Source organism: Chloracidobacterium sp. (genome assembly GCA_016715795.1).
GTDB lineage: Bacteria > Acidobacteriota > Blastocatellia > Pyrinomonadales > Pyrinomonadaceae > OLB17.
The window spans coordinates 1,355,745-1,380,460 of record JADJXP010000002.1; the positions used below are offsets into that span (position 1 = coordinate 1,355,745).

At 56.2% G+C, this 24,716-nt stretch carries 25 protein-coding genes, 1 tRNA gene, 1 other RNA gene and 2 pseudogenes; 21 read left to right on the forward strand and 8 right to left on the reverse strand.

The window, feature by feature from the left end; translation table 11 throughout:
- Positions 1-26 precede the first annotated feature (26 nt).
- From IPM59_11155 to rplT, 7 genes are all read left to right on the forward strand, one after another.
- Positions 27-983 carry a formimidoylglutamase gene (locus IPM59_11155; protein MBK9216138.1) on the forward strand — a complete coding sequence of 319 codons (957 nt, stop codon included), beginning with the start codon at positions 27-29 and terminating at the stop codon, positions 981-983.
- 65 nt (positions 984-1,048) lie between these two features.
- A complete protein-coding gene (locus IPM59_11160; protein MBK9216139.1) occupies positions 1,049-1,408 on the forward strand; it encodes a DUF4087 domain-containing protein in 360 nt (119 codons plus the stop codon).
- Between the two features lie 77 nt (positions 1,409-1,485).
- Positions 1,486-1,560: transfer RNA gene (locus tag IPM59_11165), tRNA-Val, on the forward strand.
- A gap of 245 nt (positions 1,561-1,805) precedes the next feature.
- Positions 1,806-3,761, forward strand: coding sequence for a threonine--tRNA ligase (gene thrS / locus IPM59_11170; protein ID MBK9216140.1), 1,956 nt, complete (start codon positions 1,806-1,808; stop codon positions 3,759-3,761).
- Positions 3,762-3,841: 80 nt separating this feature from the next.
- Entirely contained in the window at positions 3,842-4,474 is a 633-nt protein-coding gene (locus tag IPM59_11175; protein ID MBK9216141.1) for a translation initiation factor IF-3, read from the forward strand.
- A 91-nt stretch (positions 4,475-4,565) separates the two neighbouring features.
- Complete coding sequence (gene rpmI, locus IPM59_11180; GenBank protein ID MBK9216142.1) at positions 4,566-4,769, forward strand: 50S ribosomal protein L35; 204 nt, start codon at positions 4,566-4,568, stop codon at positions 4,767-4,769.
- Positions 4,770-4,868: 99 nt separating this feature from the next.
- Positions 4,869-5,243, forward strand: coding sequence for a 50S ribosomal protein L20 (rplT, locus tag IPM59_11185; GenBank protein ID MBK9216143.1), 375 nt, complete (start codon positions 4,869-4,871; stop codon positions 5,241-5,243).
- Between the two features lie 38 nt (positions 5,244-5,281).
- Here rplT and IPM59_11190 read toward each other — a convergent pair whose 3' ends face one another.
- Positions 5,282-6,481: a glycine C-acetyltransferase gene (locus IPM59_11190; GenBank protein MBK9216144.1), complete on the reverse strand. Its 1,200-nt coding sequence runs from the start codon at positions 6,479-6,481 to the stop codon at positions 5,282-5,284.
- A gap of 36 nt (positions 6,482-6,517) precedes the next feature.
- Complete coding sequence (gene tdh, locus IPM59_11195) at positions 6,518-7,549, reverse strand: L-threonine 3-dehydrogenase (GenBank protein ID MBK9216145.1); 1,032 nt, start codon at positions 7,547-7,549, stop codon at positions 6,518-6,520.
- Between the two features lie 441 nt (positions 7,550-7,990).
- Here tdh and pheS point away from each other — a divergent pair, with 441 nt between their 5' ends.
- The 5 genes and pseudogenes from pheS to ssrS all read left to right on the forward strand — a co-directional run bounded on the left by pheS (position 7,991) and on the right by ssrS (position 12,040).
- A complete protein-coding gene (gene pheS, locus IPM59_11200; protein ID MBK9216146.1) occupies positions 7,991-9,037 on the forward strand; it encodes a phenylalanine--tRNA ligase subunit alpha in 1,047 nt (348 codons plus the stop codon).
- Positions 9,034-11,103 (forward strand): phenylalanine--tRNA ligase subunit beta, encoded by a 2,070-nt coding sequence (locus tag IPM59_11205; GenBank protein MBK9216147.1) that lies wholly within the window; start codon positions 9,034-9,036, stop codon positions 11,101-11,103. The genes pheS and IPM59_11205 overlap by 4 nt, the downstream gene beginning before the upstream one ends.
- Before the next feature lie 75 nt (positions 11,104-11,178).
- Positions 11,179-11,460 carry a hypothetical protein gene (locus IPM59_11210; protein MBK9216148.1) on the forward strand — a complete coding sequence of 94 codons (282 nt, stop codon included), beginning with the start codon at positions 11,179-11,181 and terminating at the stop codon, positions 11,458-11,460.
- A 4-nt stretch (positions 11,461-11,464) separates the two neighbouring features.
- Positions 11,465-11,716, forward strand: a pseudogene (locus tag IPM59_11215) (cell division protein ZapA).
- A gap of 119 nt (positions 11,717-11,835) precedes the next feature.
- Positions 11,836-12,040, forward strand: a non-coding RNA gene (ssrS, locus tag IPM59_11220) — 6S RNA.
- Here ssrS and IPM59_11225 read toward each other — a convergent pair.
- A complete protein-coding gene (locus tag IPM59_11225) occupies positions 12,037-12,798 on the reverse strand; it encodes a hypothetical protein (protein MBK9216149.1) in 762 nt (253 codons plus the stop codon). The two genes, ssrS and IPM59_11225, sit on opposite strands and share 4 nt — an antisense overlap.
- 123 nt (positions 12,799-12,921) lie before the next feature.
- On the opposite strand from IPM59_11225, the gene IPM59_11230 reads away from it, so the two are divergent.
- Positions 12,922-13,875: a hypothetical protein gene (locus IPM59_11230; GenBank protein ID MBK9216150.1), complete on the forward strand. Its 954-nt coding sequence runs from the start codon at positions 12,922-12,924 to the stop codon at positions 13,873-13,875.
- On the opposite strand, the gene IPM59_11235 is transcribed toward IPM59_11230, so the two are convergent.
- Genes IPM59_11235 through IPM59_11245 form a run of 3 tightly spaced genes read right to left on the reverse strand, consistent with a single transcriptional unit; the run spans position 13,872 to position 16,182 of the window.
- Complete coding sequence (locus IPM59_11235) at positions 13,872-14,330, reverse strand: LITAF-like zinc ribbon domain-containing protein (GenBank protein ID MBK9216151.1); 459 nt, start codon at positions 14,328-14,330, stop codon at positions 13,872-13,874. The genes IPM59_11230 and IPM59_11235 overlap by 4 nt on opposite strands.
- A gap of 46 nt (positions 14,331-14,376) precedes the next feature.
- On the reverse strand, positions 14,377-15,345 hold the full coding sequence (locus tag IPM59_11240) for a Gfo/Idh/MocA family oxidoreductase (protein MBK9216152.1): 969 nt from the start codon (positions 15,343-15,345) through the stop codon (positions 14,377-14,379).
- Positions 15,346-15,351: 6 nt separating this feature from the next.
- On the reverse strand, positions 15,352-16,182 hold the full coding sequence (locus tag IPM59_11245) for a sugar phosphate isomerase/epimerase (GenBank protein ID MBK9216153.1): 831 nt from the start codon (positions 16,180-16,182) through the stop codon (positions 15,352-15,354).
- A 99-nt stretch (positions 16,183-16,281) separates the two neighbouring features.
- Between IPM59_11245 and IPM59_11250 the strand changes: the two genes are divergently transcribed.
- Positions 16,282-17,655 (forward strand): transglycosylase SLT domain-containing protein, encoded by a 1,374-nt coding sequence (locus IPM59_11250; GenBank protein MBK9216154.1) that lies wholly within the window; start codon positions 16,282-16,284, stop codon positions 17,653-17,655.
- 581 nt (positions 17,656-18,236) lie between these two features.
- Positions 18,237-18,416, forward strand: a complete 180-nt coding sequence (locus tag IPM59_11255) for a hypothetical protein (protein MBK9216155.1) — start codon at positions 18,237-18,239, stop codon at positions 18,414-18,416.
- Here the strand turns inward: IPM59_11255 and IPM59_11260 are convergent.
- On the reverse strand, positions 18,400-18,912 hold the full coding sequence (locus IPM59_11260) for a hypothetical protein (GenBank protein ID MBK9216156.1): 513 nt from the start codon (positions 18,910-18,912) through the stop codon (positions 18,400-18,402). The two genes, IPM59_11255 and IPM59_11260, sit on opposite strands and share 17 nt — an antisense overlap.
- A pseudogene (locus IPM59_11265) lies at positions 18,900-20,133 on the reverse strand (threonine ammonia-lyase). The gene IPM59_11260 and the pseudogene IPM59_11265 overlap by 13 nt, the downstream one beginning before the upstream one ends.
- A 72-nt stretch (positions 20,134-20,205) precedes the next feature.
- Here IPM59_11265 and IPM59_11270 point away from each other — a divergent pair.
- The 6 genes from IPM59_11270 to IPM59_11295 are packed head-to-tail and all read left to right on the forward strand — an operon-like array spanning position 20,206 to position 24,715.
- Positions 20,206-21,219, forward strand: a complete 1,014-nt coding sequence (locus tag IPM59_11270; GenBank protein MBK9216157.1) for an SPFH/Band 7/PHB domain protein — start codon at positions 20,206-20,208, stop codon at positions 21,217-21,219.
- A complete protein-coding gene (locus IPM59_11275) occupies positions 21,220-21,813 on the forward strand; it encodes a glutathione peroxidase (protein ID MBK9216158.1) in 594 nt (197 codons plus the stop codon).
- A gap of 12 nt (positions 21,814-21,825) precedes the next feature.
- On the forward strand, positions 21,826-22,902 hold the full coding sequence (gene mltG, locus IPM59_11280; GenBank protein ID MBK9216159.1) for an endolytic transglycosylase MltG: 1,077 nt from the start codon (positions 21,826-21,828) through the stop codon (positions 22,900-22,902).
- Entirely contained in the window at positions 22,899-23,771 is an 873-nt protein-coding gene (locus IPM59_11285) for an HAD family phosphatase (protein MBK9216160.1), read from the forward strand. Before mltG ends, IPM59_11285 begins: the two co-directional genes overlap by 4 nt.
- Complete coding sequence (locus tag IPM59_11290) at positions 23,771-24,265, forward strand: peptidylprolyl isomerase (protein MBK9216161.1); 495 nt, start codon at positions 23,771-23,773, stop codon at positions 24,263-24,265. Before IPM59_11285 ends, IPM59_11290 begins: the two co-directional genes overlap by 1 nt.
- Entirely contained in the window at positions 24,266-24,715 is a 450-nt protein-coding gene (locus tag IPM59_11295) for a D-tyrosyl-tRNA(Tyr) deacylase (GenBank protein MBK9216162.1), read from the forward strand.
- The last annotated feature ends 1 nt before the right edge of the window (position 24,716 follow it).

The window sequence follows — 24,716 nt, forward strand, 5'->3', positions numbered from 1 at the left end:
CGCCGCGGGCGGATACTGAACACATCGTGAGTCAAATATTTGACCTGACAACGAGGCCCGACCAGGGACTTCTCTTTTCGAGTAATGATCCAACCGATCCCCGGCTCGGAGCCGTTGTCCAGTGTTTGGAGGAAGGCTATTCATCCGCCGACATTGTGATCCTCGGATGCCCACAGGATGAAGGTGTTCGCCGCGCCGGAGGACGCGAAGGCTCTGCCAAAGGCCCTAATGCGATACGTGATCAGTTCTACCGTCTTACCACGTTCGATATAAAACGGAACATCTTTGACCTCGGCGACGTGGCCCTCGCGGCGACCCTCGAAGAAACACACGATAACATTGCTCGCGTGGTCGAGTTGGTTTTGCAAGACGGGAAGCGATTGATCGTGCTGGGTGGAGGTAATGACATCTCCTACGCCGACGGCCGCGCTATGGCTGCGGTCTTCGGCCGCGACCAGTGGATAGGCGTAAATATCGACGCCCGACTGGATGTAAGGCTGGCCAACGAACGCAACAATGCGACTCAATTCCGCCAGCTACTCGACGAGGGGCATCTGCGGCCGGACTACTTTTATGAAGCCGGCTACCAGTCACACCTTACCTCGCCAGTGGATTACGAGTACATTCGCTCGCTCGGCGTCCATCGCATTAGCCTTGAGCTGCTAAGATCGCGGGCGGAAGCCGACCTCGAGCTAAAGGAGCAGGTCAGGCAGAAGTTCATCGGCCATAGCACATCGCTCAATACATTTTTTAGCTTCGATCTCGGCGCGGTCCGGTCGGCAGACGCGCCCGGAACCTCAGCCTCATTGCCGCTTGGATTGAGGGCAGGCGAGTTTATCCAGCTCGTTAAATATGCCGCTTCGCTCGCAAATACTAGGATCATTGAGTTTACCGAGGTCAATCCTCGTTACGACATCGATGGCCGAACCGGAAAACTCGTCGCCGTCGCGATGCATCGCTTCTGCACCGGTGCGGTACAATAGGTCAAGATCAGGAGGAAACTATGACCCGGATTCAAAAGCTTGGAGCCTGCCTAATATTGCTCGCAATGATCTCGATCGTAATCGCGATGCTTGCACCGATGCCTCTCGTTGTGGCCGCCGAAGCCGCCGCCGTTACCAGATGCGGTTGGTTTGTTAATCCCACGCCTGCTAATGCCTGGCTTATCGACGCCGCCGGTGAATGGACCGTCAGCGTGCAGGGCGGACACCAGGCCGACGGCAACTGGCCTGAATTCTCCAATTCAAGATGGGTCGAGACGAACGGCAGCTATGGCTACGGCTGCGCTTGCATGAAGGTATCAACGGACCGGAACAGGCGGGTCCAACGGATATATTCGGCCTATTCGCGTCCGCTCTCTGCCTGTCGTAGCGACCGAGCTATTCGCAATCGAGAGCCTAACGGTTAAGCACGAGCTCACTTGACACGATATAGGCCGTTTGGCATTCTTTATGTTCGCTTTTGCTTACGAGTGATGCGAAATGTAGGCACTTAGCTCAGTGGTAGAGCACTACCTTGACACGGTAGGGGTCAGCAGTTCAACTCTGCTAGTGCCTACCATTTACAATTTTTCGATAAGATGCTTTCGAAGAACTTTGCCGTTACGACAACTACTACGGCCCGCCTCTAATGGCGGGACATTCGCGGTTTGTAACAAAAGCCGCAAGGCAAAGTCGCTCTTATCGGATCTGATCTAACGTTAGTAGTAGGAAATTTGTTGATCTGGCTGAATTTGAGCGACACGTTGAAAAAGCCGGCGCGTAAGCAAGGGCGACACATCCAACGACGTATCCGGATCAACACGTATGAGCGAACTAAATATCAAATTTGGCGATCAGCATAGGGCGATATCTGCGCCGGCGACCGTGATCGATGCCATCAAGGCGTTTGACCGCGACGTGCTGAAAAAGTCTCTTGCCGCAAAGGTCAACGGTGAGGAAGTCGATCTGTCTAAAGAGCTTACAGGGACGGATGAGGTGCTCTCGATCGAGCCGATCACCGTTGATTCGAACGAAGGCCTTGAGGTCATCCGCCATTCGACCGCCCATCTGCTCGCGGCTGCGATCCTCGAACTGTTCCCCGGAACAAAGCTTGGCGTTGGCCCCGCGTTGATGGAGGATCCTAGATATGGCTTCTACTACGACGTCATCGCCCCGCGCAATCTGACCGAGGACGACCTTCCCGTCATCGAGAAAAAGATGCGTGAGATGGCGAAGCGGGATCTCAAATACCGGCGCGACACGATCAGTAAGGCCGAGATCCTCGAAATGTTCAAAGGCCGCGACGAACCGCTCAAGTGTGAGCTCATCGACGAAAAGGTCGACCGCAGAGCAAGTGTCTATTACATTGACGGCTCGCCATTCATCGATTTCTGTCTCGGCCCGCATGTGCAGCACACAGGCAAGCTGAAGGCGTTCAAGCTGCTTGCCTTGTCCGGAGCGTATTGGAAGGGAGATGCCGAACGGGAGCAGATGCAGCGGATCTACGGGACGGCGTTTGCAACTCAGGCCGAACTCGACGCCTGGTTCGTCCATCGTGAGGAAGCGGAGAAACGCGATCACCGCAAACTTGGCCGCGAACTCGACCTCTTCTCCATCGACGACAACTACGGCCAGGGGCTTATCCTTTGGCATCCGAAGGGCGGCATCATCCGCAACGAGATGGAACGCCTCCTCAGGGAAGAGCTAGAGCGCCGCGGTTACAGCTTTGTCTTTACTCCGCACATAGCGAAGCGGCAGCTCTGGCTCACCAGTGGCCACGAAGACAACTACGAGGACGGAATGTTCGCCCCCACAAGGATCGAGGACGAGGAATATCGCCTCAAGCCGATGAACTGCCCGTTCCACATCGGTATATATAAGTCGAGCCCTCGTTCATATCGCGATCTGCCGCAGAGATACTCCGAGATGGGCACCGTCTATCGTGCCGAGCTATCAGGAACGCTCCACGGCCTGATGCGCGTGCGCGGCTTCTCAGTCGATGACGCCCATCTTTTCGTCCGGCCGGATCAGGTCCATGCCGAAGTCTCTGACTGCCTCGATTTTGCGATCAAGGTCTTTGAGACCTACGGTTTTGACAAGGTCAGGTTCGAGCTTTCTGTTCGCGGCGGTGCTGATAACAAGGGCTATCTGGGCGCCGACGAAGACTGGGCCGCGGCTGAGGATCAGCTCGCCAGTGCTCTTAAGGAACGAAAGATACCCTACGAGCGGATCGAAGGAGAGGCTGCGTTCTACGGCCCTAAGATCGATATAAAGATCGAGGATGCGATCGGACGTATCTGGCAATTGGGAACGATCCAGCTCGATTTCAATCTGCCCGAACGGTTTGAGCTTGAATACACCGGCGACGATAATCATAAGCACCGTCCGTATATGATCCATCGGGCGTTGTTTGGGTCGATCGAGCGGTTCTTTGGTGTCTTGATCGAGCATTTCGCCGGAGCATTCCCTCTGTGGCTCGCTCCGGTCCAAGTCGCGGTCTTGCCGATAACCGACCGGATAAATGAGTACGCTCAAGACATTGAGGCCAAGCTAAAGGCTGAGGGCTTCCGCGTCGAAACGGATATCAAGGCTGATAAGATCGGTGCGAAGATCCGGAACGCGCAATTGCAAAAGGTCCCGTATATGCTGGTCCTTGGCGATCAGGAACTGGAGAACGGAACTGTTGCCGTCCGGGACAGGAAACAGGGCGACCTCGGCACGATGTCGCTATCGGAGTTTTTGGAGAAGATCGCGACCGAAAGGAACGGCCGCGTTCTTTAGGAAACTCGTATCTAACAAAAGGAGGCGTTATCGCTAGAAGATTTGGTGGAAATAGGTTCAAGCCGCGGTTTCGTGAACCGCTGCATAGGACCAACGAACGCATAAGGGTGCCGTCGGTGCGCGTCGTGCTCGAAGAGGGCGGAACGCTCGGCATCATGGACACCCGTGATGCTATCGCAGAGGCCCGAGGACGCGGCCTTGACCTTGTAGAGATCGCACCAAAGGCCCAACCGCCCGTATGCAAGATCATTGATTATGGCAAGTTCTTGTATGAGCAGAAAAAGCGGGCACATGAGGCCAAGAAGAAGCAGGTCACCGTCCAGGTAAAGGAGATCAAGTTTCGTCCGGGCACGGATGACCACGATTACAAATACCGAATGGAGCACGCCCGGCAGTGGCTCGAAGAAGGCGATAAGGTGAGGGCGGCGATCGCCTTCCGCGGCCGCGAGATGTCTCACCGAGAGTTGGGGGCAAAGATCCTTGCAAGATTGACCGAGGAACTTGCCGACCTCGCGGACGTCGAGGTCGCTCCGAAAATGGAGGGGTATCAGATGTTTACGATCCTTGCCCCGAGAAAGACCAAAGTCGCAGGGGCAAAGCATGCATCACCGGCTCCGGACAAGGATGCCGAACCGACAAAGGAGAGGTCGGCTGCCAAGAAGAACGTCGAAAAGGCAAAGCCTGAGGCTAAGGATGATGACGAGATATTCTAAGGCGATGCACCAATTGGCCGATTAGTACAGATTGATTTTTGTTAACGAACCGAAATGAACGGGCACAGCCCCGGTTTACTGGAGGAAGGAAATGCCAAAACTAAAGACACATAAGGGTGCGGCGAAGCGGTTTCGCTCGACAGCATCGGGTAAATTCAAACGCGGACACAGCCACGCACGCCACATTCTGACCAAGAAGACGAATAAGCGTAAGCGCAATCTCGACATCGACGTAATGGTGTCAGAAGGCGATCAGAAGCGTGTCGAGAAAATGCTGCCGTACGGCCGCGACTAGAGAATTAGAAATTCAAAATTGAAAATGCAAAAGTTCGGAGCTACGGCTTTTTGAATTTTTCATTCTTAGTATTGAATTCACGACTGTAAGGAGTGAATAATGCCAAGAGCAAAACGTGGTAACAAGCGCACCGAGAAGCGCAGGAAAATATTGAGCCTTGCCAAAGGCTATCGTGGAACCAAGTCGAAGCTGTATCGCTCGGCCAAGGAATCGGTCGAGCGCGCACTTAACTTCGCCTATTCGGGCCGGAAGCTGAAGAAACGCGACTTTCGGAAGCTGTGGATCGTCCGCATTAACGCGGCTTGCCGCTTGAATGATATGAAGTATTCCCAGTTCATTCACGGCCTCAGCCTCGCCGGCATCGAGCTTGACCGAAAAGTGCTCGCCGATATGGCCGTCAAACAGCCGGAGGCATTCGCCGCGGTCGCAATGCAGGCGAAGAATGCACTGAGCAAGCCGCAGGCCGCTGCTTAGGTTTGAAGTCAATAATTAGCAACGGCGTGTCCGCGACCCTAAGCGGACGCGCCTTTTTCTATTCCTAGTTCCTGCTTCGCTTCCGCAAACTTCTCGATAGCAAGATCGAGGTCCTCTCGCGAATGGGCGGCCGAGACCTGTGTTCTTATCCTCGCCTTCCCTTTCGGGACGACCGGAAATGAGAACGGAATAACGTAAACGCCTTTTTCCAGCAGCCTTTCCGCCATTCTTACTGCTGGTGTCGCCTCGCCGAACATTATCGGCACGATCGGATGCTCACCGGGAAGAACATCGAGGCCGACGGCGGCGATCTTTTCGCGAAAGTAGCGCGTATTCTCCATCAGCTTGTCGCGCAACGCTGTCGATGCCGACAACATATCAATTGCTGCAATGGCGGCGGTCACGATCGGCGGGGCGACCGAGTTTGAGAACAGGTATGGCCGCGAGCGCTGTCGCAGCAGGTCGATGATCGCTTTTCGTCCACTCGTATAGCCTCCGCTGGCGCCGCCGAGGGCCTTGCCGAGTGTGCCCGTGATGACATCAACGCGGCCCATTACATCGCAATGTTCGTGAGTGCCGCGTCCCGTCGCCCCCATAAACCCGACCGCGTGCGAATCATCAACCATCACCATCGCCTCATACTTCTCGGCGAGGCCACAAATCTCGGATAATGGTGCGATATAGCCGTCCATAGAAAAAACACCGTCGGTCGCGATCATCTTGAATCGAGCGGACGACGTTTCGACCAGCTTTGCTTCAAGATCGCCCATGTCGCAGTTCTTGTATCTGAACCGCTGAGCCTTGCTCAGTCGAATACCGTCGATCACGCTGGCATGGTTGAGCTCGTCAGAAATGATCGCGTCTTCGTCGCTCAAGATCGTTTCGAACAATCCGCCATTTGCATCGAAACAGGATGTGTAAAGTATCGTGTCTTCGGTGCCGAGAAACTCGCTGATCTTACGCTCCAGTTCCTTATGGATCGTCTGCGTCCCACAGATAAACCTCACCGATGACAGGCCAAAGCCCCATTCGTCGAGCCCTTTGTGCGCGGCCGCGACAATATCCGGATGATCCGACAGCCCAAGATAGTTATTGGCGCACATATTCAGCACCTCGCGGCCGCCAACGCTGATCCGAGCCTCTTGCGGGCTCTCGATAACACGCTCATTCTTAAACAAGCCCGCCTGCTGAATCTCAACGAGCGTCGCCTCAAGATGTCCCTTTACCATGCCGTACATACGTCGATTTTCGTCCTTTTCGTGTATTTCGTGGGCCTATATCTCGCTCCAATCAAGTATCACCTTGCCCGAATTCCCTTCCCGCATCACTTCAAATCCCTCTGCAAAATCCTTATACGAGAACCGATGCGTGATCACCGGCGAAATCTCGAGGCCGCCTTCGAGCAGCACGCTCATCTGGTACCACGTCTCATACATTTCGCGGCCATAGATGCCTTTGATAGTCAGCATATTAAAGATGACGGTCTTCCAGTTGATCGAGAATTCCTCTGACGGAATACCGAGAAATGCCACATTCCCTCCGTGCGTCATATTTGCCAGCATATCGCGAAATGCCTGCGGATTGCCCGACATCTCCATCCCCACATCAAAGCCTTCTTTCATGCCAAGTTCTTGCTGCACGTCCTCGATCGACCTTTCGCGAACGTCCACCGCGAGTGTGACATCAAATTTCTTCGCAAGCTCCAGACGATGCGGATTAACATCCGTGATCACGATATTCCGTGCGCCGGCGTGCCTCGCAACGGCCGCGGCCATGATGCCTATCGGGCCGGCACCGGTGATCAGCACGTCCTCGCCGAATACCTCAAAGGCAAGGGCCGTGTGAACGGCATTCCCGAACGGGTCGAATATCGCCGCAACATCAAGATCGACGCCCCGCTTGTGCTTCCAGATGTTCGTCATTGGGACGGCGATGTATTCGGCAAAACCACCGTCCGTGTTTACGCCAAATCCGAGCGTATGAGCGCACTTGAAACGCCGTCCGGCCATGCAGTTTCGGCAGCGGCCACACACTAGGTGACCTTCGACGCTGACGATGTCCCCGACCGCAAAATCGTTAACATTCGAACCGACCTCCACGATCTCGCCGACAAGCTCGTGGCCGAGGATCGTCGGCACCTTGATCGTACTCTGTGCCCATTTGTCCCAGTTCCAGATGTGGACGTCAGTGCCGCAGATGCCCGTTCGCTTGATGCGGATCAGCACGTCGTTGATCGTGATCGACGGTTCCGGAACGTCGTCAAGCCACAGTCCCGGCTCGGCCTTACTCTTTACCAGTGCTTTCATGCGTTTTACAGCAATATGATATCAGCCTGCAGTTGATCGTGCATATGGATCCGACAAGAATCGATTCCGACAAAAAGCTTGACTGATTTCGGAGTATATGCTACGTTGTTGCAGTGTCGCAACGTGCTGCGGGTAACGTGAACAAGGTCCGGACAAGCGGCGGCCGAGTGGCGTTTCATGGCGGTCGTCTTTTTTTGCGCGAAATCTTGAAACAAACGCGGAATACGGCTCTAACCGATTTAACGTCAATAGGTTGCGGTGTTTCAGAAGGACTGAAACAGAGGTGAAACAGAACGAAACACGCTATTTGCTGTTCTCGGCGTAAGACGTTACAGTAAATAGACTTACGCTGTTTCGGTCTGACCAGTCCTGAAAATGGGGTATTCTTAATAGTTTATGTCGGCACCTTCGACACAGATTCAGGATCTGCGAGAGCGGCTCATGAATGAGCTGAGCCCTCTAACTTCCCTAGCGCCTGATGCCCTGGGCATCGCGGACGCCGAGGCTCGGCTCCGCGAGGTCAATGACGTAAAGGTGCGGCTCACCGGCAAAAAGTCGGAACTTGCCGGCCTGAAGAAGGCGATCGGACAAGTAGAACCCGAACACCGGGCCGAATTTGCGCAGGCCGTTCAGTCGCTTGAACGTAACGCGACCGACGCTATCGATGCCGCCGAGTCGTCACTTTCAGCGCACATCGCAAAGCTGCGGATCGAACGTGAACGGCTCGACGTAACGATCCCCGGCCGACGGCCGCGAACGGGCCATCTGCATCCGATCACGATACTGCGGCAGCGGATCGAGGATATTTTTGTATCGATGGGCTACGCGATCGAGGACGACCGTGAGATAGAGACGGACTATTACAACTTTGACGCGTTGAATATTCCCGAAAATCACCCTGCGCGCGAATCGCAGGACACCTTCTACACGACCGAAGGCTTTGCTCTCAGGTCACAAACATCGACCGTTCAAATTCGAGCGATGGAACGCCGCGGCGTACCGATACGCATCCTCGCCCCCGGCAAGGTCTATCGCCGCGACACGCCCGATATGACGCACACGCCGATGTTTCATCAGCTTGAGGGCCTCTGCGTCGATAAAGGCATCACGATGGCTCATCTCAAGGGAACAGTTACCGAATGGTTGCGACGCCTCTTCGGCCCCGACACGCGAACACGCTTCCGTCCGTCGTACTTCCCCTTCACTGAACCATCGGCCGAATTCGATTTCTCGTGTTTCGTCTGCCACGGTTCGGGCAAGGTTGGTGACGACCGATGTCGCCCCTGCAAAGGCTCCGGGTGGATCGAACTGGGCGGCAGCGGCATGGTCCATCCAAACGTCCTGCGAGCATGCGGCGTTGATCCAACGGTTTACAGCGGCTTTGCCTTCGGCTTTGGTTTGGAGCGCATGGCCGCGATGATGTTCAACATCGACGACATCCGCCATTTATTCGAGAACGACGTGCGGTTTTTGGAGCAGTTCAGATGAACATCAGCTATGACTGGCTAAAAGACCTGATCGAACTTGACCTGACTGCTGAACAAGCGGCGGCTGAACTGACGCGCGTTGGTCTGGCGGTCGAGGGCATCCATCCGCACGGCGACGATCTCGTTTTGGACATCGATCTAACCTCGAACAGGCCGGATTGCCTCTCGCATATCGGCGTGGCGCGGGAATTGGGCGTCAGCACGGGGAAACCGCTGAAATTGAGCGATTCGTCGCAGGATATTCCGGTACCAGCCGTTTTGGCAGAAAGCCTCGTAAAGATCGAGGATCCCGACCTGTGTAACCGGTTTACAGCACGAATCATCCGAAACGTAAAGGTTGGTCCGTCGCCGCAGTGGCTGGTTGACCGTTTAGAGGCTATCGGCGAACGGCCGATCAATAACATCGCGGATATTACGAATTACGTTATGCACGAGCTCGGCCAGCCGATGCATGCGTTCGATCTCGACAAATTAGCGGAGAATCGTATCGTCGTAAGGCGTGCCGGGACCGGCGAGACGATCACTACGCTCGACGAAGCGGACCGAACTCTCGACACAAGAATGCTCTGCATCTGTGACGCCGAAAAACCGGCGGCAATCGGCGGCATAATGGGCGGTTTGGCATCGTCGATAACGGAATCAACAGTTAATGTTATACTTGAGGTTGCATACTTTAACCGTGCGAATATAAGAAGTACGTCGCGACGACTAAACCTTGCCACTGAGGCAAGCTACAGATTCGAACGCGGCGTCGATATCAACAATCTGATCCGGGCATCGAATCGTGCGGCACAGTTGATCGTCGACCTCGCGGGTGGCGAATTAACCGAGTTTGTCGATGTTTTCCCGACGCAATGGACGGCAAATGAGGTCATTTCCACGGATATCTCGGCGGCGACGGCCCGTTTGACCGGCATGAATGTCGCGAAAGACGACTGTGACAGGATTCTCGCCGCCCTCGGCATTGAAGAGAAAGGAGATTCTACCTATAGTTCCCCGTCGTGGCGGCATGATATCGCTATTGAGGAAGACCTTGTCGAGGAGGTCGCCCGCCACGCCGGGTACGAGAATATCGCTGACGAGCTGCCGCCGACATACGGCGCCGGCGAATACCAGCCGACCGAGCACCGCGAGCGTGTTTTGCGGCAAACACTTGTAAACATTGGGTTTGACGAGGCTATCTCATATAGTTTTATCGATGCGGGGCACGACGAGGTGTTCGACCTTGCTCCCGGCATCATAGACACGGCGTCCGATGCAAGATTCGTGACATTGCAGGATTCCGTTATCGAGGGCGCCGTCAGGATGCGTCCAACGATACTTCCCGGCCTGCTGGACGCCGTGCGCGTAAACCTGAACCACCAACGCCGCGACCTGAAGCTCTTTGAGCTAGGAAAAGTTTTTGCTTCCGGCAACGGCGAGGACGGCCTTCCCGCTGAGCACGAGATACTGGCGATCGCACTAACGGGCGGAGAAATTCTTCAGGACCGCGCGATGGCGTCGAGGCCGCTCGATCTGTACGACACGACAGGGGCAATCCAAGCTGCTTTGGAGGCTTTAGGCCACTCCGACGTGCGGTTTGCGGAGGCAGAAAGCCGACATCTTCGGTCCGGCCAGGCAGCATCGATCAGCATAGGGGAAAAAGTTGTCGGCTCCGTTGGGCGTCTGAACGACGAGATCTCAGCCGCGTATAAGTTCAAACAGCCGGTATATCTCGGCGAAGTCAATCTTGATCTGGTCCTCGCACAGCCTACAATTACCGCCGTTTATCGACCGTTATCGCGATTTCCGGGGATCTCACGAGATGTGTCATTTGCCGTCCCAAGGAGCATTACATTCGCCGAGATCCGAAGCGCGGTCACCGAGCAGCGCGTCGAGCTCTGTCGAGGTGTTGATTTCGTGGATGTCTATGAGGGCAAAGGCTTGGCAGATACGGAGCGTTCGATAACGATCCGGCTCCAATACCGCAGCCCGGAGCGGACTCTGATCGAAGATGAGGTTGAAGCGTTACATCAGCAAATTGTCACGACAGTTGAACAGAATTTATCTATAAAACAGCGGGCCTGACGTTTTCTTCACGCTTTACTTGAACTTTTGCCCGAAACCACAGATAATCTTTTCCCTGAGCCTACGGAGACAAGAATGAACGCCTTGACGGGAATGGAAAAGTTCTCTCACCTCGAGGACAAGATATATCTTACGCTCGAATTCGTCAAGAAGCTTCGCGACGAAAAGGATCGCCTTGAACGAGAGGCCGACGGCCTAAAGAAGGAGGCAGCGGAAGCGGTGACGGCAAAGATCGCTGCCGAGGATAAGCTCAACGAAATGCTCGCCGAGCGCGACACCATACAACTGAAGGTCGAGGCAATGCTCGAGGCGATAGCAGCCATTGACGGCGAAGTTGCGGAGGCAGTCGGCCGATAACATTATGTCGGAACAGACAATACGAGTCGAGATCTACAACAATACCTACAGCATACGGTCCGACGGGGATAACGAGTACATACAGGACCTTGCTGAATACGTCGATTCAAAGATGCGCGAGATCTCGTCGGGGACGATGACCGTTGATTCCCTAAAGGTCGCGATCTTGGCCGCCCTGCACATCGCTGACGAGTATTACCAGTTGAAGAGCTCGCAGGCCCAAAGCGATGCGCAACTCGCCGCGCGCAGCAACGAATGCACCGAGATGCTCGACCGGCTTCTCAAAAATCGTGAGATGGCGCGCTTGTGCTTGAGACAGAACAATGACTTGTTCATCGGTCTCGCCAGTGTGCTAGAATCGCAATTGGCGAACGACATTGACTGCGTTTCTCGTCACGGGACGCTATTACAATTGAGCCAACACATGAATGACGGGAGGCTGACGCCGGCGGTCAGTGCAGGTCTCTAAGGAGCCTTGCCGGAGGCCATCGGCTCTGATGCGGACGAAAGCTCCAGAAGGCCACCCACCTGTTACCAACAGGTTCAATTCTTGTTGTTCCAACGGCCACGCGGTGGTCATTCGCCAATCTCAGTTTCTGCTTCGAGTTCCAGACGTATCTCATCAGAGAGCCTCGCAGACTCTAATGCAAGTGGCAGCTGCGCGGTTCGGGCTGACAACTTCTTCAGGGCCAGTTCGTTGTCTGCCAGCCGCCCGCCCCGCGTGGCGGCGGCTTCAATCATTTGAAGTCGAGCCTCGGCCTCAGCAAGCATCGCCGCGGCCTCATCTCTAATGCCCGAGACCTTTTCAATATCACGGCCTATCTCGGCAAGAAACTCATCTCGACGCTCAGATCTTAGCTGCCTGAGCTTGCCCTCGCGTTTTCGCGCCAGGCTCAGTTCTCGTTTTGATGACTTCAGAATTCTAGTGGCAGTCAGTCGTGATGCGAGCGTTTCGCGATACGCGTCGCCTAGCAGAAGATCGCGGGATTCAACCGCACGCAGGGCTCGTTTCTCCGCAGATCTCAGCTCGTGCGTAAACCATCCGATCTCTTCGGCACGGATGCCGTCCGCCGCTATTCGCTCGCGCATCTCAACCACCCAACGCCCGCGCTTATGTAAAAGCACGCCAGTTATGGACAGGCCGATCAGCAACCCGACAGCCGTTACGATCGCCCCGAAGAAGAACACAACGACGGCTGACGGAGGAGCAAGCGGTGCGAGGAGCAAGAGCAGCAATGTGATCGCTGCCGGCAAAGCCGTCAGGGCTGCCGGAGCGGCCACGGCAAAGGCCGCCAGTCGACGCCCTCGATCAAGTTCCGATCTCGTGATATCTGACATACCTGACTGGCTAAGAGTCTAGCGCATCGCGATCATTTTAGCGGAAACGCGAAGCCCGCGTATTGACATCCTATTTCAGTATTCGCTCGATGTTGTATTATGATTCTGATATTCCCATAGTTGATGATGATGCGAGCACCCAGGCTACATGCAGTCGCAACACTATTCATGGCCGTATTGGCTGCGCCCCTAATCGCCCAGCCGCGGCCGGACGGTGATGGTGTTCGCACCGTGACGGTCCCTATCTCGATATTCTCAAAAAAGGAACTGAAGGAGGGCCAGGCAGAAGAGTTTCTTCAGGCCGAGCGGATCATTGTCAAGGAAAACGGCGATGAACAGCAGATCTTGTCGATCCGGAGCGTAACGACATCACCTCTGTCGATCGCATTCGTGATACAGGACGATCTTGCGTCTACCTTTAACCTTCAGATCCGTGAGATACAAGAGTTTATCCGCAGTCTACCTAAAGGCACACGGGTGATGATCGTGTACACGCGTTCCGGCTCGCCCCAGATCAGGCAACGGTTTACCGAGGACCTTGAGGCCGCGGCGAATTCCCTGCGGATCGTGACCGGGAGTCCGGCGCTTGCTCCTCGAAGCCCGTTTGATGGCGTCGCCGCCATCATCGATCGCTTCGAAGGCGTTCCCGCCGGCCGGCGGGCTGTCGTACTGTTCTCGGACGGCCTGGACTCGTCAAGCGGCATGAATCTAGCGTCGATCGCGCAGAGTGCCGATCTGGATCGGGCCGTCCTCAAAGCCAATCGGAAGGGGATTGCTGTTTATCCGCTATATTCGCCGACTGCGGTCACCGAGAATAGAAACTCTGTCCTCGCGCTCGCGGCACAGGGTGCCTTGGCAAAGCTTGCCGATGAGACAGGCGGTCGGGCTTTTCTCGGGCCGCTTAGCGGCCCCGTCAGCTATCGTCCATTTCTCCGAGAGATGTCGCTGACGCTGAGTCGCCAGTTCGCCCTTACCTATCTTTCAACACACATGAAGAAGGGCTATCACAAGCTGAAGATCACAAGCACGAATCCCGAAGTTAAGATCGAGCACCCGCGCGGTTACTATTTTCGTTAGCCGACACGGCCTATACAGGTTGGGCAAATGCGGACATCTTCCTTGATCAGCAATCCGATCCAGAACAGCGGAAAAAAGAACACGAGCAGGGCGGCAAAGGTGATCCAGCCGGCGGTGGAGATACGCCTCTCGATCCGCGGCAGGAACTGAGACATACAGTGCGGGCATCGATATGACTGTGCCGGGTAGAGCGGAGGCTGTTGGACAAGCGGCTGTCCGGCCGATGGCATTGGGGCCGACAACGGCGCGGCGAAGGCGTTTGTGCGTCTGGCCTCCTGCTTTGTCTGAAACTCATCCGTCTTCCATGAGTACGGACGCGGCGGTGCGGCGTGGCCAAACGGTTCGGCCGTCGCCGGATAGGGCGGCGGCGCGGCGTGTGTGAATTTCGTTCCGCAGAACCGGCAGAAATGGCTCTCCGCCGTATTAATCTGTCCGCAGTTAGCACAAGTGTTCATAGCCTTTTGCCAAACTATACACTAACGCATCGCAGGCGGAAAAGTTCTAGAATCTGATGCTTTGCCCCGTCCGTATCGATTCGTAAACCGCCTCGACGAGTTCGACTGCTTTGTAACCATCATCGGCGGTAACGGCCGTCGGAGTTCCGTCCACGATAGAGCTAATGAACGCGGCGTCCTCGGCGGCGAAGCCTTTTCGCGCGTCGTCGTCGAGCATATGAAAGGAATGCGTCGCATAGTCGGCGCTCGTGCCTTGGCCGTCAAAGAGCCTGACCATTTCCTCGGCGACAATGGTCCGGTGGTGGCAGAAAACCTCGATGCGCTCGAAGGGAAACATCCAGCCGGCATCGGCGGAGGAGGCAAAGGTGCAGTGAAATCCGTTCCTGAACCTGAAAATGACGGAAAACTCATCGATCTCGGGATATTCGTGTTGTGAGCCGTAGGCGATCAGTTCCTCGATCTCGCCAAACTGGAAGCGAAGCTGGTCGAGAAAATGTATGGTCGTCTCGTAGAGAAAGCCGCCGGTGACATTTGTATCGCCGGTCCAGGCGGGCTGAAGGAGTTCGCCGCGGTTCATCTTGATATGGGCGGAATGGGGAACGTCGTCCGACAAAAGCTCCTTCAGCTTTACGTAAAGCGGAGCGAAACGGCGGCTGTGGCCGACCTGAAAGACCTTACCGGAAGACTTAGCGACGGCGAGCAGCCCGGCGGCCTCGTCGATGCCGATTGCAAATGGCTTTTCGCAGAAGACGTGCTTGCCGGCATCGACGGCGGCCGTGGCGATCTCGGGATGCGTCTTGTTTGGGGCACAGACAAGGACGGCGTCGCAATGGTCCAATAGTTCCTCGCGCGAGGCGCAGATGCGGCCGCCGATGTGTTTGGCGGTTTCGGCCATTCGTTCGGGAATGATGTCAAAGAGAGCGGCGATCTCGGCACGGGCGTCGCGGGCGTAGATACGGCCGTGGACGTTGCCGATATAGCCGGTGCCGACGATGCCGATCTTTACCTTGTCCATAGGTCGTTAAAGCGTGCCGCCCAGCCCAAAAACGTGTTCCGCGGCGGCCTTTGCGCGGCGGGCGACGTCGAACGGGTCCTGCTCCCAATACTCTGGCCTAAAGATCTCGATGCTTGCCATGCGGTCGTAACCGATCCTGGCGAGACGCTCTTTAATTTCGGCGAGCGGGAGAATGCCCTCGCCGGGATAGAGACGTTTGGCGTCGGTCAATTGTTCGCGCGGCACGTCTTCGGCATCGTTTATGTGAAAGATGAACAATTTTCGCGGGTCGAGAGCGTCGATGGCGTTAAAGCTCGAACCGCCGGCGTAGAAATGGAATGTATCGAGCACGAGCCCGACGTTGTAGCGGTCAACCTTCGCGATGATCTCGCGGGCGAGATCGAGCGTTTGGACGGAGCAATCGCTCTGGCCGAGGAACTCAAAAGCGAGCGAGACGCCGTGCTCGACGGCGATGTCGCCCATTTCATTGAGGACGCGGACGCTCTCGGTGATAATGGTCTCGCGCTCGACGCCGGCGGGCAGTTTGCCGGGGACAACGACGATGTAGGGGCAGCCGATGCGGCCCGCGATGGCGGCGAGCGTCTCGCATTCGGCGAGAACCTTGTCATAATCATCGATCCCGCGAAAGGTGACGTGCTCAATGGAGTTTATCGCATAGGGCTCGACGTGGGCGGCGATCAATTCGGCGGCGAGGACATCGATAGTGTTGGCTTCGAGATAGCGATAGAGCTTTGCCGACCAGATCTCGATGAGTTCGAAACCGGCGGCTGAGGCGGCGCGGATGTCGGTCGAGAGATCGGCGTGCATTGTGGTGGCGCCGTTGAGAGCAAGCTTCATTGCGGACAAGTTTACCACGACGCGCGGCAACCGAAAGCATTGCCCGGCCGTCTAAAACTCGGTATTCTGTCAAAGAAAGTCTCGCCTGACGCAATTATTATGAAAAAGCTGTCCGCCGTGCTGTTGGTAATGATCTTCGCCGCCGCGTTTGTGCCTGCGCAGTCTGACGCTGAGCTGCGCGCGGCCGTCGAAAAGGACAAAGCGGACCGCGACGCCGCGGGCAAACTTCCCACGCTGACGGCCGCTGAGCACGCGGAGCGTGCCGAGGCATACTTTGAGAATCGCCACTTTCCCGAGGCGCGTGAGCATTACGCAATTGTGCTCGACAAATTCGCCGACGACGCTCTCAAGGGCCGCGCGATGTTCGTCGTCGGCCGCTCTTACATGTGGGAGCGGCAGTATGCCGATGCCATTGTCTGGCTGGATCGCGTGTGGCGCGAGTTTCCGGCGACCAAGGACGGCCGCGAGGCTCTCGCGTTCAAGGGCGCGTGCCACGTTCGGCTCAGAAAGTATGCCGATGCCGCCAGGATATACGAGCAGTACACCGTGATGTATCCGACGGGCGAGCGGATCGATTCGGCGTATCTGAATACGATCGACGCCCATCGCGAGGCGGGCGATCACGCCGCCGCAAACAGTTGGGTCGATAAGGCGCGGCAGCGTTTTGCGGGCACTGCCATCGAGACAAACGCACTTCACGCACGCGTGCGGATGGAGATCTATCGCCGCCGCTGGAATCAGGCCGTTGCGGCGGCCGATGTGATGATCGAGCGGGCCATTTTTGGGGGCGCGATGGCCACAATGGACGAGGTCAAGTACCTAAAGGCCTTCGCGCTCGAAAAAAGCGGTCGCCGCGCCGACGCGATGACTGTTTACGCGTCAATTCCTGCGAATGCGGCATCGTATTACGCCGGTTTGGCGGCCGATAAGCTGGCCGCAGGTGACAATCGCGTCCGGCGCGTCGTGAAGGTCTCGCCGGGCGTGGTCTCAGCCTTTCCCGCCGCCTATCGCGACGACGTTTTGCGTTACGCAAAGAGAAAGCACATCGATCCGCGCTTTATTTTGGCGATAATGAAGCAGGAGAGCGCGTTCCGGCCCGGTGCCAAAAGCCCGTCTGCCGCACGCGGGCTGATGCAGTTCGTCTTTGACACGGCCGTAAAGTATAAGGCCGCGGCCGGTTTCCCTCATCTGCGGCCCGACGACCTTTATCTGCCGCAGGTAAGCATCGCGCTTGGCGTGGAATACATCGCCGCGCTCCGCGATCAGTTTGGCGGGCTTAACGAGGCCATCGCCGCGAGCTACAATGGCGGCGAAGATAACGCCGCCCGCTGGCTCGAACGCTCAAATCCCAAAGAGAGCGCCATTTTTACCTCCGAGATCGGCTTTGCCCAGACAAAGGATTACGTCCAAAAGGTAATGGCAAACTACCGGACCTACCGCGACCTCTACGACGAACACCTCGTGCGCAAATAAAAAACCGCCACCACCGCCGCCAAACGCCCTTTTGCCGACGCTGAATGACATTTGGCAGTGGTCCAGCGTGAAAAACGGCCTCTCCGCGAACTCTGCGTTTCATTCTCTGCGTTCTCTGCGTGGAAGAAACCTGAGCAAAGGTTCCACGCGGAGAACGCAGAGAGTTTCGCAGAGATCGCGGAGACGATCACAAGTTGAAACTGAACCATTACCTGACATTTTGCCAACGCCGAACGAGTTTTGCGTCCGCAAGAATGAGTTTTGCGTCCGCAAGAATGACTTTTGCGTCCGCAAGAATGAGTTTTGCGTCCGCAAGAATGAGTTTTGCGTCCGCAAATGTGAGTTATTGTGCCCAATGAACGAGTTATTGTGCCCAATGAACGAGTTATTGTGCCCAATAAATGAGTTATTGGACTAAATAAACGAGTCATTGGCGCCAATGAACGAGTTATTGGCGCCAATGAACGAGTTATTGGCGCCAATGAACGAGTTATTGGCGCCAATGAACGAGTTATTGGCCCAATAAATGAGTTATTGGCCCCAATAAATGAGTTATTGGGCCAAATGAGCGAGTTATTGGTTTGACGGGGCGGCATTTTTGGCAGAATGCGGGCAGTTTTACCGGCAAGACCGCCGACATTACCGTCTCGCCCATAAACGACGGCGACCCCGAACAGGTCGAGGTCCGCGTCCAATTGCGAAAAAATAACGAAAACTACGCCAATGTCTCGCAAACCGCGACCGTTACGGTAAATCCGTGACACCGGCGGCTTGCCGCTCTATTTGCGGAAAGGCTTGCCTTTCCGAACGAGTGCCAAATGCCTGCGGCTTGCCGCCGCCGGGGCGTGAGGCGGCGGCAAGCCGCAGATGATCTTGCCAACTGAACGGAAAAGTAAACTTTTCCGCAAATAAAGCGGCACAGCCGCCCTGAAACCGCCGCCAATATGAACGAAAAGTGAACTTTTCCGCAAGTAAAGCGGCTTGCCGCTCTATTTGCGGAAAGGCTTGCCTTTCCGGACGAGTCCCAAATGCCTGCGGCTTGCCGCCGCCGGGGCGTGAGGCGGCGGCAAGCCGCAGATGATCTTGCCAACAGAACGGAAAAGTGAACTTTTCCGCAAATAAAGCGGCACAGCCGCCCTGAAACCGCCGCCAATACGAACGAAAAGTAAACTTTTCCGCAAATAAAGCGGCACAGCCGCCCTGAAACCGCCGCCAATATGACACGCGCCGAGCCGGGCGGCGGTTTAATTTTCCCAATCGCCGTGGCCTTCGCGGGTGACGGCGTAGCCGGCGGCGGCGAGATGTTTGTGGATGGCGAGCGCGTGATCGTTATCGCGGACCTCGAGGAGCATTTCGATACCGACGTGGCCCAAAGGGGCCAGCCACATCGCCCGCCGGTGAAAAACCTCAATGACATTCGCACCGGCGGCCGCGACCGCGTCAAGCAGGCCCGCGAGATTGCCCGGCCTGTCAACGACAAGCACGCTGAACATTACATAACGGCCCTCGCGCACGAGTACATCCTCGAGAACGCGCGTGAGCAGATTGGCGTCGATATTGCCGCCGGCCAGCACGATACACACACTCTCGCCCGCGGCGATGTCGATCTTGCCCGCGAGCACCGCAGCTGAGCCCCGCCGCACCCGCACCCTCGACCACAAGACGGTTATTCTGCACGCTGTGAAAGATCGCACGGGCGATCTCTTCGTCAGCGACCTCGACGACCTCGTCAACGTATTCGCGAATGATCGGCAGCGTCAATTCGCCCGGCGTCTTTACCGCAATGCCGTCGGCAATCGTCGGTTTTGTTTCGGGAATGACCGCGCGGCCCTCGGCGAGCGAGGGCTTGACCCACGAAACGGCCGCCGATTGAACGCCGATGATGCGCACGCCGGGCTTTAGCGTCTTTGCCGCGATGGCAATGCCCGACATCACGCCGCCGCCGCCGATCGGCACAATGATAGTGGCGACATCGGGCAAAGCTTCCACGATCTCGACGCCGATAGTGCCCTGCCCGGCGATGATCCGCTCGTCATCGTAAGCGTGAACGTAGGTCAGGCCGTTCTCTTTTTGAAGCTCGCGCGAATAAGCGACCGCTTCGTCAAACGTCGTGCCCTTGAGGATCACCTCAGCGCCATAACCGCGCGTGGCATTTACCTTTGTCAGCGGTGCAAATTCGGGCAAAACGATCGTCGCCGCCGTGCCGACATAGCGCGCCGCAAGCGCCACGCCCTGAGCGTGGTTCCCGGCCGAGGCAGCGATCACGCCGCGCGCCTTCTCGTCCGCCGAAAGCTGCGAGATCTTGTTGTAGGCACCGCGCAGCTTGAAGGAACCGCTCTTTTGCAGGCTCTCGGCCTTGAGATTGATCTCAGCGCCCATCTCGCGCGACAGCCGCGCGTCCGCGATCACGGGCGTTTGATTGATAACGCCCGCAATGCGCGTGCGAGCGGCATATATTTCATCAAGCGTGACAGCCATATGTGTGACGCCGATTATAGCAAAGACGCCGCGAATGCGATATATTGACGTGTATCACACAACGGAGGTCTTATGCCTGAGCTTTTTGGTTTTGGTGCAATCTTTCTCATATTTCTCGGCATCGCGCTGCTCACCGTCGCTTGGAAAACGATCAAGATCGTCCCGCAATCGACTGTTTTGCTCATCGAGCGCCTCGGCCGCTTTAACCGCCTCGGCAACAGCGGGCTCAATATCATCGTGCCGTTCTTCGAAGCGCCGCGCGCCGTCTATTGGCTTAACGTCCGCCCCGGCACGACGTATATCGATCTTCGCGAGCAGTTCATCGACCTGCCGCCGCAGTCCGTTATCACCCGCGATAACGTAATGGTCAACGTCGATTCCGTCGTCTATTGGCAGATCACCGACCCGACAAAGGCCACTTACGAGGTAAATGACCTCGTCGGCTCGATCGTGCAGCTCACTTTTACCGGCATGCGCAGCGTGATCGGAAAACTCGACCTCGACCACACCCTTTCGAGCCGCGATCAGATCAATAATGAGCTCAGAATGATCCTCGATGAGGCCACAGACAAATGGGGCGTCAAGGTGACACGCGTCGATATCAAGAACATCAGCCCGCCCGAGGACGTGCGCATCACCATGGAAAAGCAAATGACCGCCGAACGCAACCGTCGCGCCCTCGTCCTGCAGGCCGAAGGCGACAAACAGGCCGCCATCATGCGCGCCGAAGGCGAAAAACAGGCCGCCGTCACCCGCGCCGAAGGCGAAAAGGCATCAGCCATCCTCGAGGCCGACGGCGCCGCTCAGGCCCGCCTGCTCGCGGCCTCGGCCGAAGCGACCGCCATCGCCCAGATCGCCGGCGCCATCGGCGACCGGGGCCAAACCGCACAATACCTCATCACAGCGCGATACGTTGATTCCATGCGCGACATGGCCCGCACCCAAAACAGCAAGGTTATCTTCATGCCGACAGAAACGTCCGCCGTTCTGTCGAGCGTCGGAGCATTTAAGGAAGTTTTCAGCGAGACCGGCAAGGACGCGGGTGAACTGCAAAAGCCCCGCAGCCCGCGTGAACTCGACAAATAAATGCTAAAGGCCATCATCGTCATCCTGATCGTCCTCGGCCTCGCCGTGGCGGCCCTCGCCTACCGCTACGGCTTCATTTTGAATCCGACGCCAACCGAGCCGCCGCCGCAAAGGTCCGTTTACGAATTCACGATGAAGGACATCGACGGCAATGACGTGCGATTGGACACCTATCGCGGCAAGGTCGTGATGATCGTCAACGTCGCGAGCAAATGCGGCTACACGCCGCAGTACGAGGGGCTGGAGAATATCTACAAGAAGTATAAGGATCGCGGCTTTGTGGTGCTCGGCTTCCCTGCTAACAATTTTCTCGGCCAGGAGCCCGGCTCCGACGCCGACATCAAGGACTTTTGCCGCCTCACCTACGGCGTGTCGTTCCCGATGTTCTCAAAGATATCCGTCACCGGAAGCGATCAGCATCCGCTCTACACCCTGCTAACCAGCAAGCGGTCAGATCCGGAGTTCGGCGGCGATATTACGTGGAACTTTAACAAGTTCCTCCTCGACAGGAACGGCAAGGTCGTCGCAAGATTCGCGACGAAAGAACTGCCCGAAAGTGAAACCGTTGCCGCCGCCATCGAGAAACAACTGTAATACGCTTCCGAAATGTCCCGAATCCTCACGTTCCTCTTCCTGCTCGCCGCTATTGTTGTGCTCGTAGTCTGCGCCGTCTCGTATTGGGCCTACTCGGCCGTCAATTCGCCGCACCAGCACGACAAAGCAAACATTTACGTAAAGATCGAGAAAGGCTCGACGCCGCCCCAGATCGTCTCAAAACTGTTTTCCGAAGGCATTATCGCCAGCGAGATGGCCGCGAGCCTTTATCTGCGCTTATTCGCCGACGGCAGCAAACTGCAGGCAGGCGAGTATCTTTTCCCGTCGCCGATCTCGGTCGTACAGGTGTTCAAACAACTCGAGAAAGGCCAGGATCTGACGATCAAGCTGACCATTCCCGAAGGATTTACCAGATTTGATATCGCCAAGAGGATCGCGGAGCGGTTTCCGCAGACGCCGCCTGTCGATGACAAGGCCATCCTCGTGATGATGGACGACGTGACCCCGATCAAGGACATCTCACCGACGGCGCCCAACCTCGAAGGCTATATGTATCCGACGACCTACAGCTTCGCGCGCGACGCAAAGCCGCAGGACATCATCAAGGCAATGGTCGAGCAGTTTCGTAAGTTTTGGAAACCTGAATGGACGCAGCAGGCAAGATCGCTCGGCCGCACGCCGCAAGAGATCGTGACAATCGCTTCCCTGATCGAGACTGAGACGGGAGTCGAAGCCGAACGGCCGATCGTCGCCGGCATAATCAACAACCGACTGGCTAAGAACATCCCGCTCGGGATCGACCAGACCAATGTGTATATCGCCAAAATGCGTGGCAAATGGGACGGCACGATCAATAAGAGCGATCTGGAGGTCGATTCGCCCTACAACACGCGAATAAAGACGGGCATTCCGCCGGGGCCGATATCGTCTGTTACCGAGAGCTCTATCCGCGCAGCGTTGAATCCACAGCCAAACGATTATATCTTCTACGTCCGGAACGTTGAAGCAAATGACGGCTCGCACTGGTTCTACTCATCGGCAGCCGAGTTTGAAAAAGGCAAGGCAAAATATCAGCAGTGGCTAGAGGTGCAGCGTCAGGAAAAGCGGGCAGCAAACGCAAACCAATGATAAAACTGCTCGCCCTCGACCTCGACGGGACAACACTTAGCTCGGGCGGAGATATCTCTGGTCGAAACCGTGACGCCATTCGGGCCGCCGAGGCGGCCGGCGTGCTCGTGACGATCGCGACGGGCCGCCGCTTTCGCGACGCTCGGCCCATCGGCCTCGATCTCGGCCTGAACGCCCCGCTGATCACGCACAACGGAGCTCTGCTCAAATACGCCGATTCTCTCGACACGATACACTATTCGCTGTTGACGTCAGAAGCCAGTCGAGAGATCGTACGCGCCGGGAAACAGTTCGGCGGCGATGCACTCGTCAGCACCGACCCGCACGGCCACGGTTTGCTGCTCTATGATCGTATCTCTGCCGACAACATTCCGCTTCAAAAATACGTTGCTTGGGCGACGCGACTTCATGGAGACGATGCCGAGGCATCCGTTTCCCACGTCGAGACGCTTGTGGATGTACTTGACGAGCATGACGTCGTGCACATCTCATTCTCAGGGAACTGCCGGGCTATGCTGAAGTTAGAGAATGAACTAAGGACACAGTTAGCTGATAGCGTTAATCTCCTTGCCACGATCTATCCAAAACTGGACTTTACCCTGATCGACATCCTGCCGTCCGATGCGTCAAAAGGGCATGGTGCGGCTAGGCTTGCTGAGATCGAAGGTCTTGCACCCGAAGAGGTGATGGCGATCGGAGATAATTTCAACGACCTCGAGATGCTCGAGTACGCGGGAACGCCCGTCGTCATGGGAAATGCCGACCCGAAGTTGCTCGAACGCGGTGAATTTTATACAACATTAAGTAACGATGAGTGCGGCGTTGCGGCCGCCATAGAACGATTTATCTTGAATCAGGAGAATAGTTAGTGGGAAATAGAGTAGCGGTCATTGAGACAAATCACGGCACGATCAAAGTCGAACTATTGGAGCAGGACGCCCCAAAGACTACCGAGAACTTTCGCCTTCTGGCGGATAAGAGCTATTACGACGGCGTTGTCTTTCATCGGATCATACCGAATTTTATGATACAGGGCGGCGATCCGCTCGGCGAAGGCTATGGAGGCGAATCTGCGTGGGGCGGTAAATTCGACGATGAGATCGACCGCGGCTCGATGCTCTATGCCGGAATGTATGAGAAAGGGACAGTGGCGATGGCAAATTCCGGCCCGAACACTAACGGTTCGCAGTTCTTCATCATGCACGTCGATTATCCGCTGCCGCCGAGCTATACCAAGTTTGGACGTGTCATAGAAGGACAGGATGTTGTTGATACGATTGCTCAAGTGACGACCAATCAGAATGACAAACCACTCGATCCCGTTGTCATGAACACTGTAAGGATCGAGGACGGGATGTGGTAGATGCGGGCCGTCGTCCAGCGTGTCTCAAGAGCGAAGGTGACCGTTGGAAACCGCGTGACCGGAGAGATCGGACGCGGCGTACTTGTCCTGTTGGGCGTTTCTACGAACGATGAAGAGTCTGACGCCGACTACCTCGTTGAAAAGATTGTCAACCTGCGCATATTCGAGGACGCGGACGGCAAGATGAACTTATCGCTTGCCGAGACGAAAGGCGGGATGCTCGTGGTATCGCAATTCACTTTATATGGCGATACGCGACGAGGCAGGCGGCCATCTTTTATTGCGGCGGCAAGCGGTGAGAAAGCAACTCGCCTTTATGAATACTTTGTCATTCGTTCACGAAGGGCCGTGGACAAGGTTGCTACAGGTGAGTTTGGCGCCATGATGGACGTAACCTTGGTCAATGAGGGGCCCGTCACGATCATTCTCGACAGCGAAAAGACCATCTAAG

Coding starts and splice junctions, on each gene's coding strand:
- rpmI (MBK9216142.1), top strand. CDS start 4,566: ATGCCAAAACTAAAGACACATAAGGGTGCGGCGAAGCGGTTTCGCTCG.
- IPM59_11190 (MBK9216144.1), bottom strand. CDS start 6,481: ATGTACGGCATGGTAAAGGGACATCTTGAGGCGACGCTCGTTGAGATT.
- IPM59_11275 (MBK9216158.1), top strand. CDS start 21,220: ATGCTAAAGGCCATCATCGTCATCCTGATCGTCCTCGGCCTCGCCGTG.
- rplT (MBK9216143.1), top strand. CDS start 4,869: ATGCCAAGAGCAAAACGTGGTAACAAGCGCACCGAGAAGCGCAGGAAA.
- IPM59_11230 (MBK9216150.1), top strand. CDS start 12,922: ATGATGATGCGAGCACCCAGGCTACATGCAGTCGCAACACTATTCATG.
- IPM59_11240 (MBK9216152.1), bottom strand. CDS start 15,345: ATGGACAAGGTAAAGATCGGCATCGTCGGCACCGGCTATATCGGCAAC.
- IPM59_11235 (MBK9216151.1), bottom strand. CDS start 14,330: ATGAACACTTGTGCTAACTGCGGACAGATTAATACGGCGGAGAGCCAT.
- IPM59_11225 (MBK9216149.1), bottom strand. CDS start 12,798: ATGTCAGATATCACGAGATCGGAACTTGATCGAGGGCGTCGACTGGCG.
- pheS (MBK9216146.1), top strand. CDS start 7,991: ATGAATGAGCTGAGCCCTCTAACTTCCCTAGCGCCTGATGCCCTGGGC.
- mltG (MBK9216159.1), top strand. CDS start 21,826: ATGTCCCGAATCCTCACGTTCCTCTTCCTGCTCGCCGCTATTGTTGTG.
- IPM59_11295 (MBK9216162.1), top strand. CDS start 24,266: ATGCGGGCCGTCGTCCAGCGTGTCTCAAGAGCGAAGGTGACCGTTGGA.
- IPM59_11250 (MBK9216154.1), top strand. CDS start 16,282: ATGAAAAAGCTGTCCGCCGTGCTGTTGGTAATGATCTTCGCCGCCGCG.
- IPM59_11270 (MBK9216157.1), top strand. CDS start 20,206: ATGCCTGAGCTTTTTGGTTTTGGTGCAATCTTTCTCATATTTCTCGGC.
- tdh (MBK9216145.1), bottom strand. CDS start 7,549: ATGAAAGCACTGGTAAAGAGTAAGGCCGAGCCGGGACTGTGGCTTGAC.
- IPM59_11205 (MBK9216147.1), top strand. CDS start 9,034: ATGAACATCAGCTATGACTGGCTAAAAGACCTGATCGAACTTGACCTG.
- IPM59_11210 (MBK9216148.1), top strand. CDS start 11,179: ATGAACGCCTTGACGGGAATGGAAAAGTTCTCTCACCTCGAGGACAAG.
- IPM59_11285 (MBK9216160.1), top strand. CDS start 22,899: ATGATAAAACTGCTCGCCCTCGACCTCGACGGGACAACACTTAGCTCG.
- IPM59_11245 (MBK9216153.1), bottom strand. CDS start 16,182: ATGAAGCTTGCTCTCAACGGCGCCACCACAATGCACGCCGATCTCTCG.
- thrS (MBK9216140.1), top strand. CDS start 1,806: ATGAGCGAACTAAATATCAAATTTGGCGATCAGCATAGGGCGATATCT.
- IPM59_11160 (MBK9216139.1), top strand. CDS start 1,049: ATGATCTCGATCGTAATCGCGATGCTTGCACCGATGCCTCTCGTTGTG.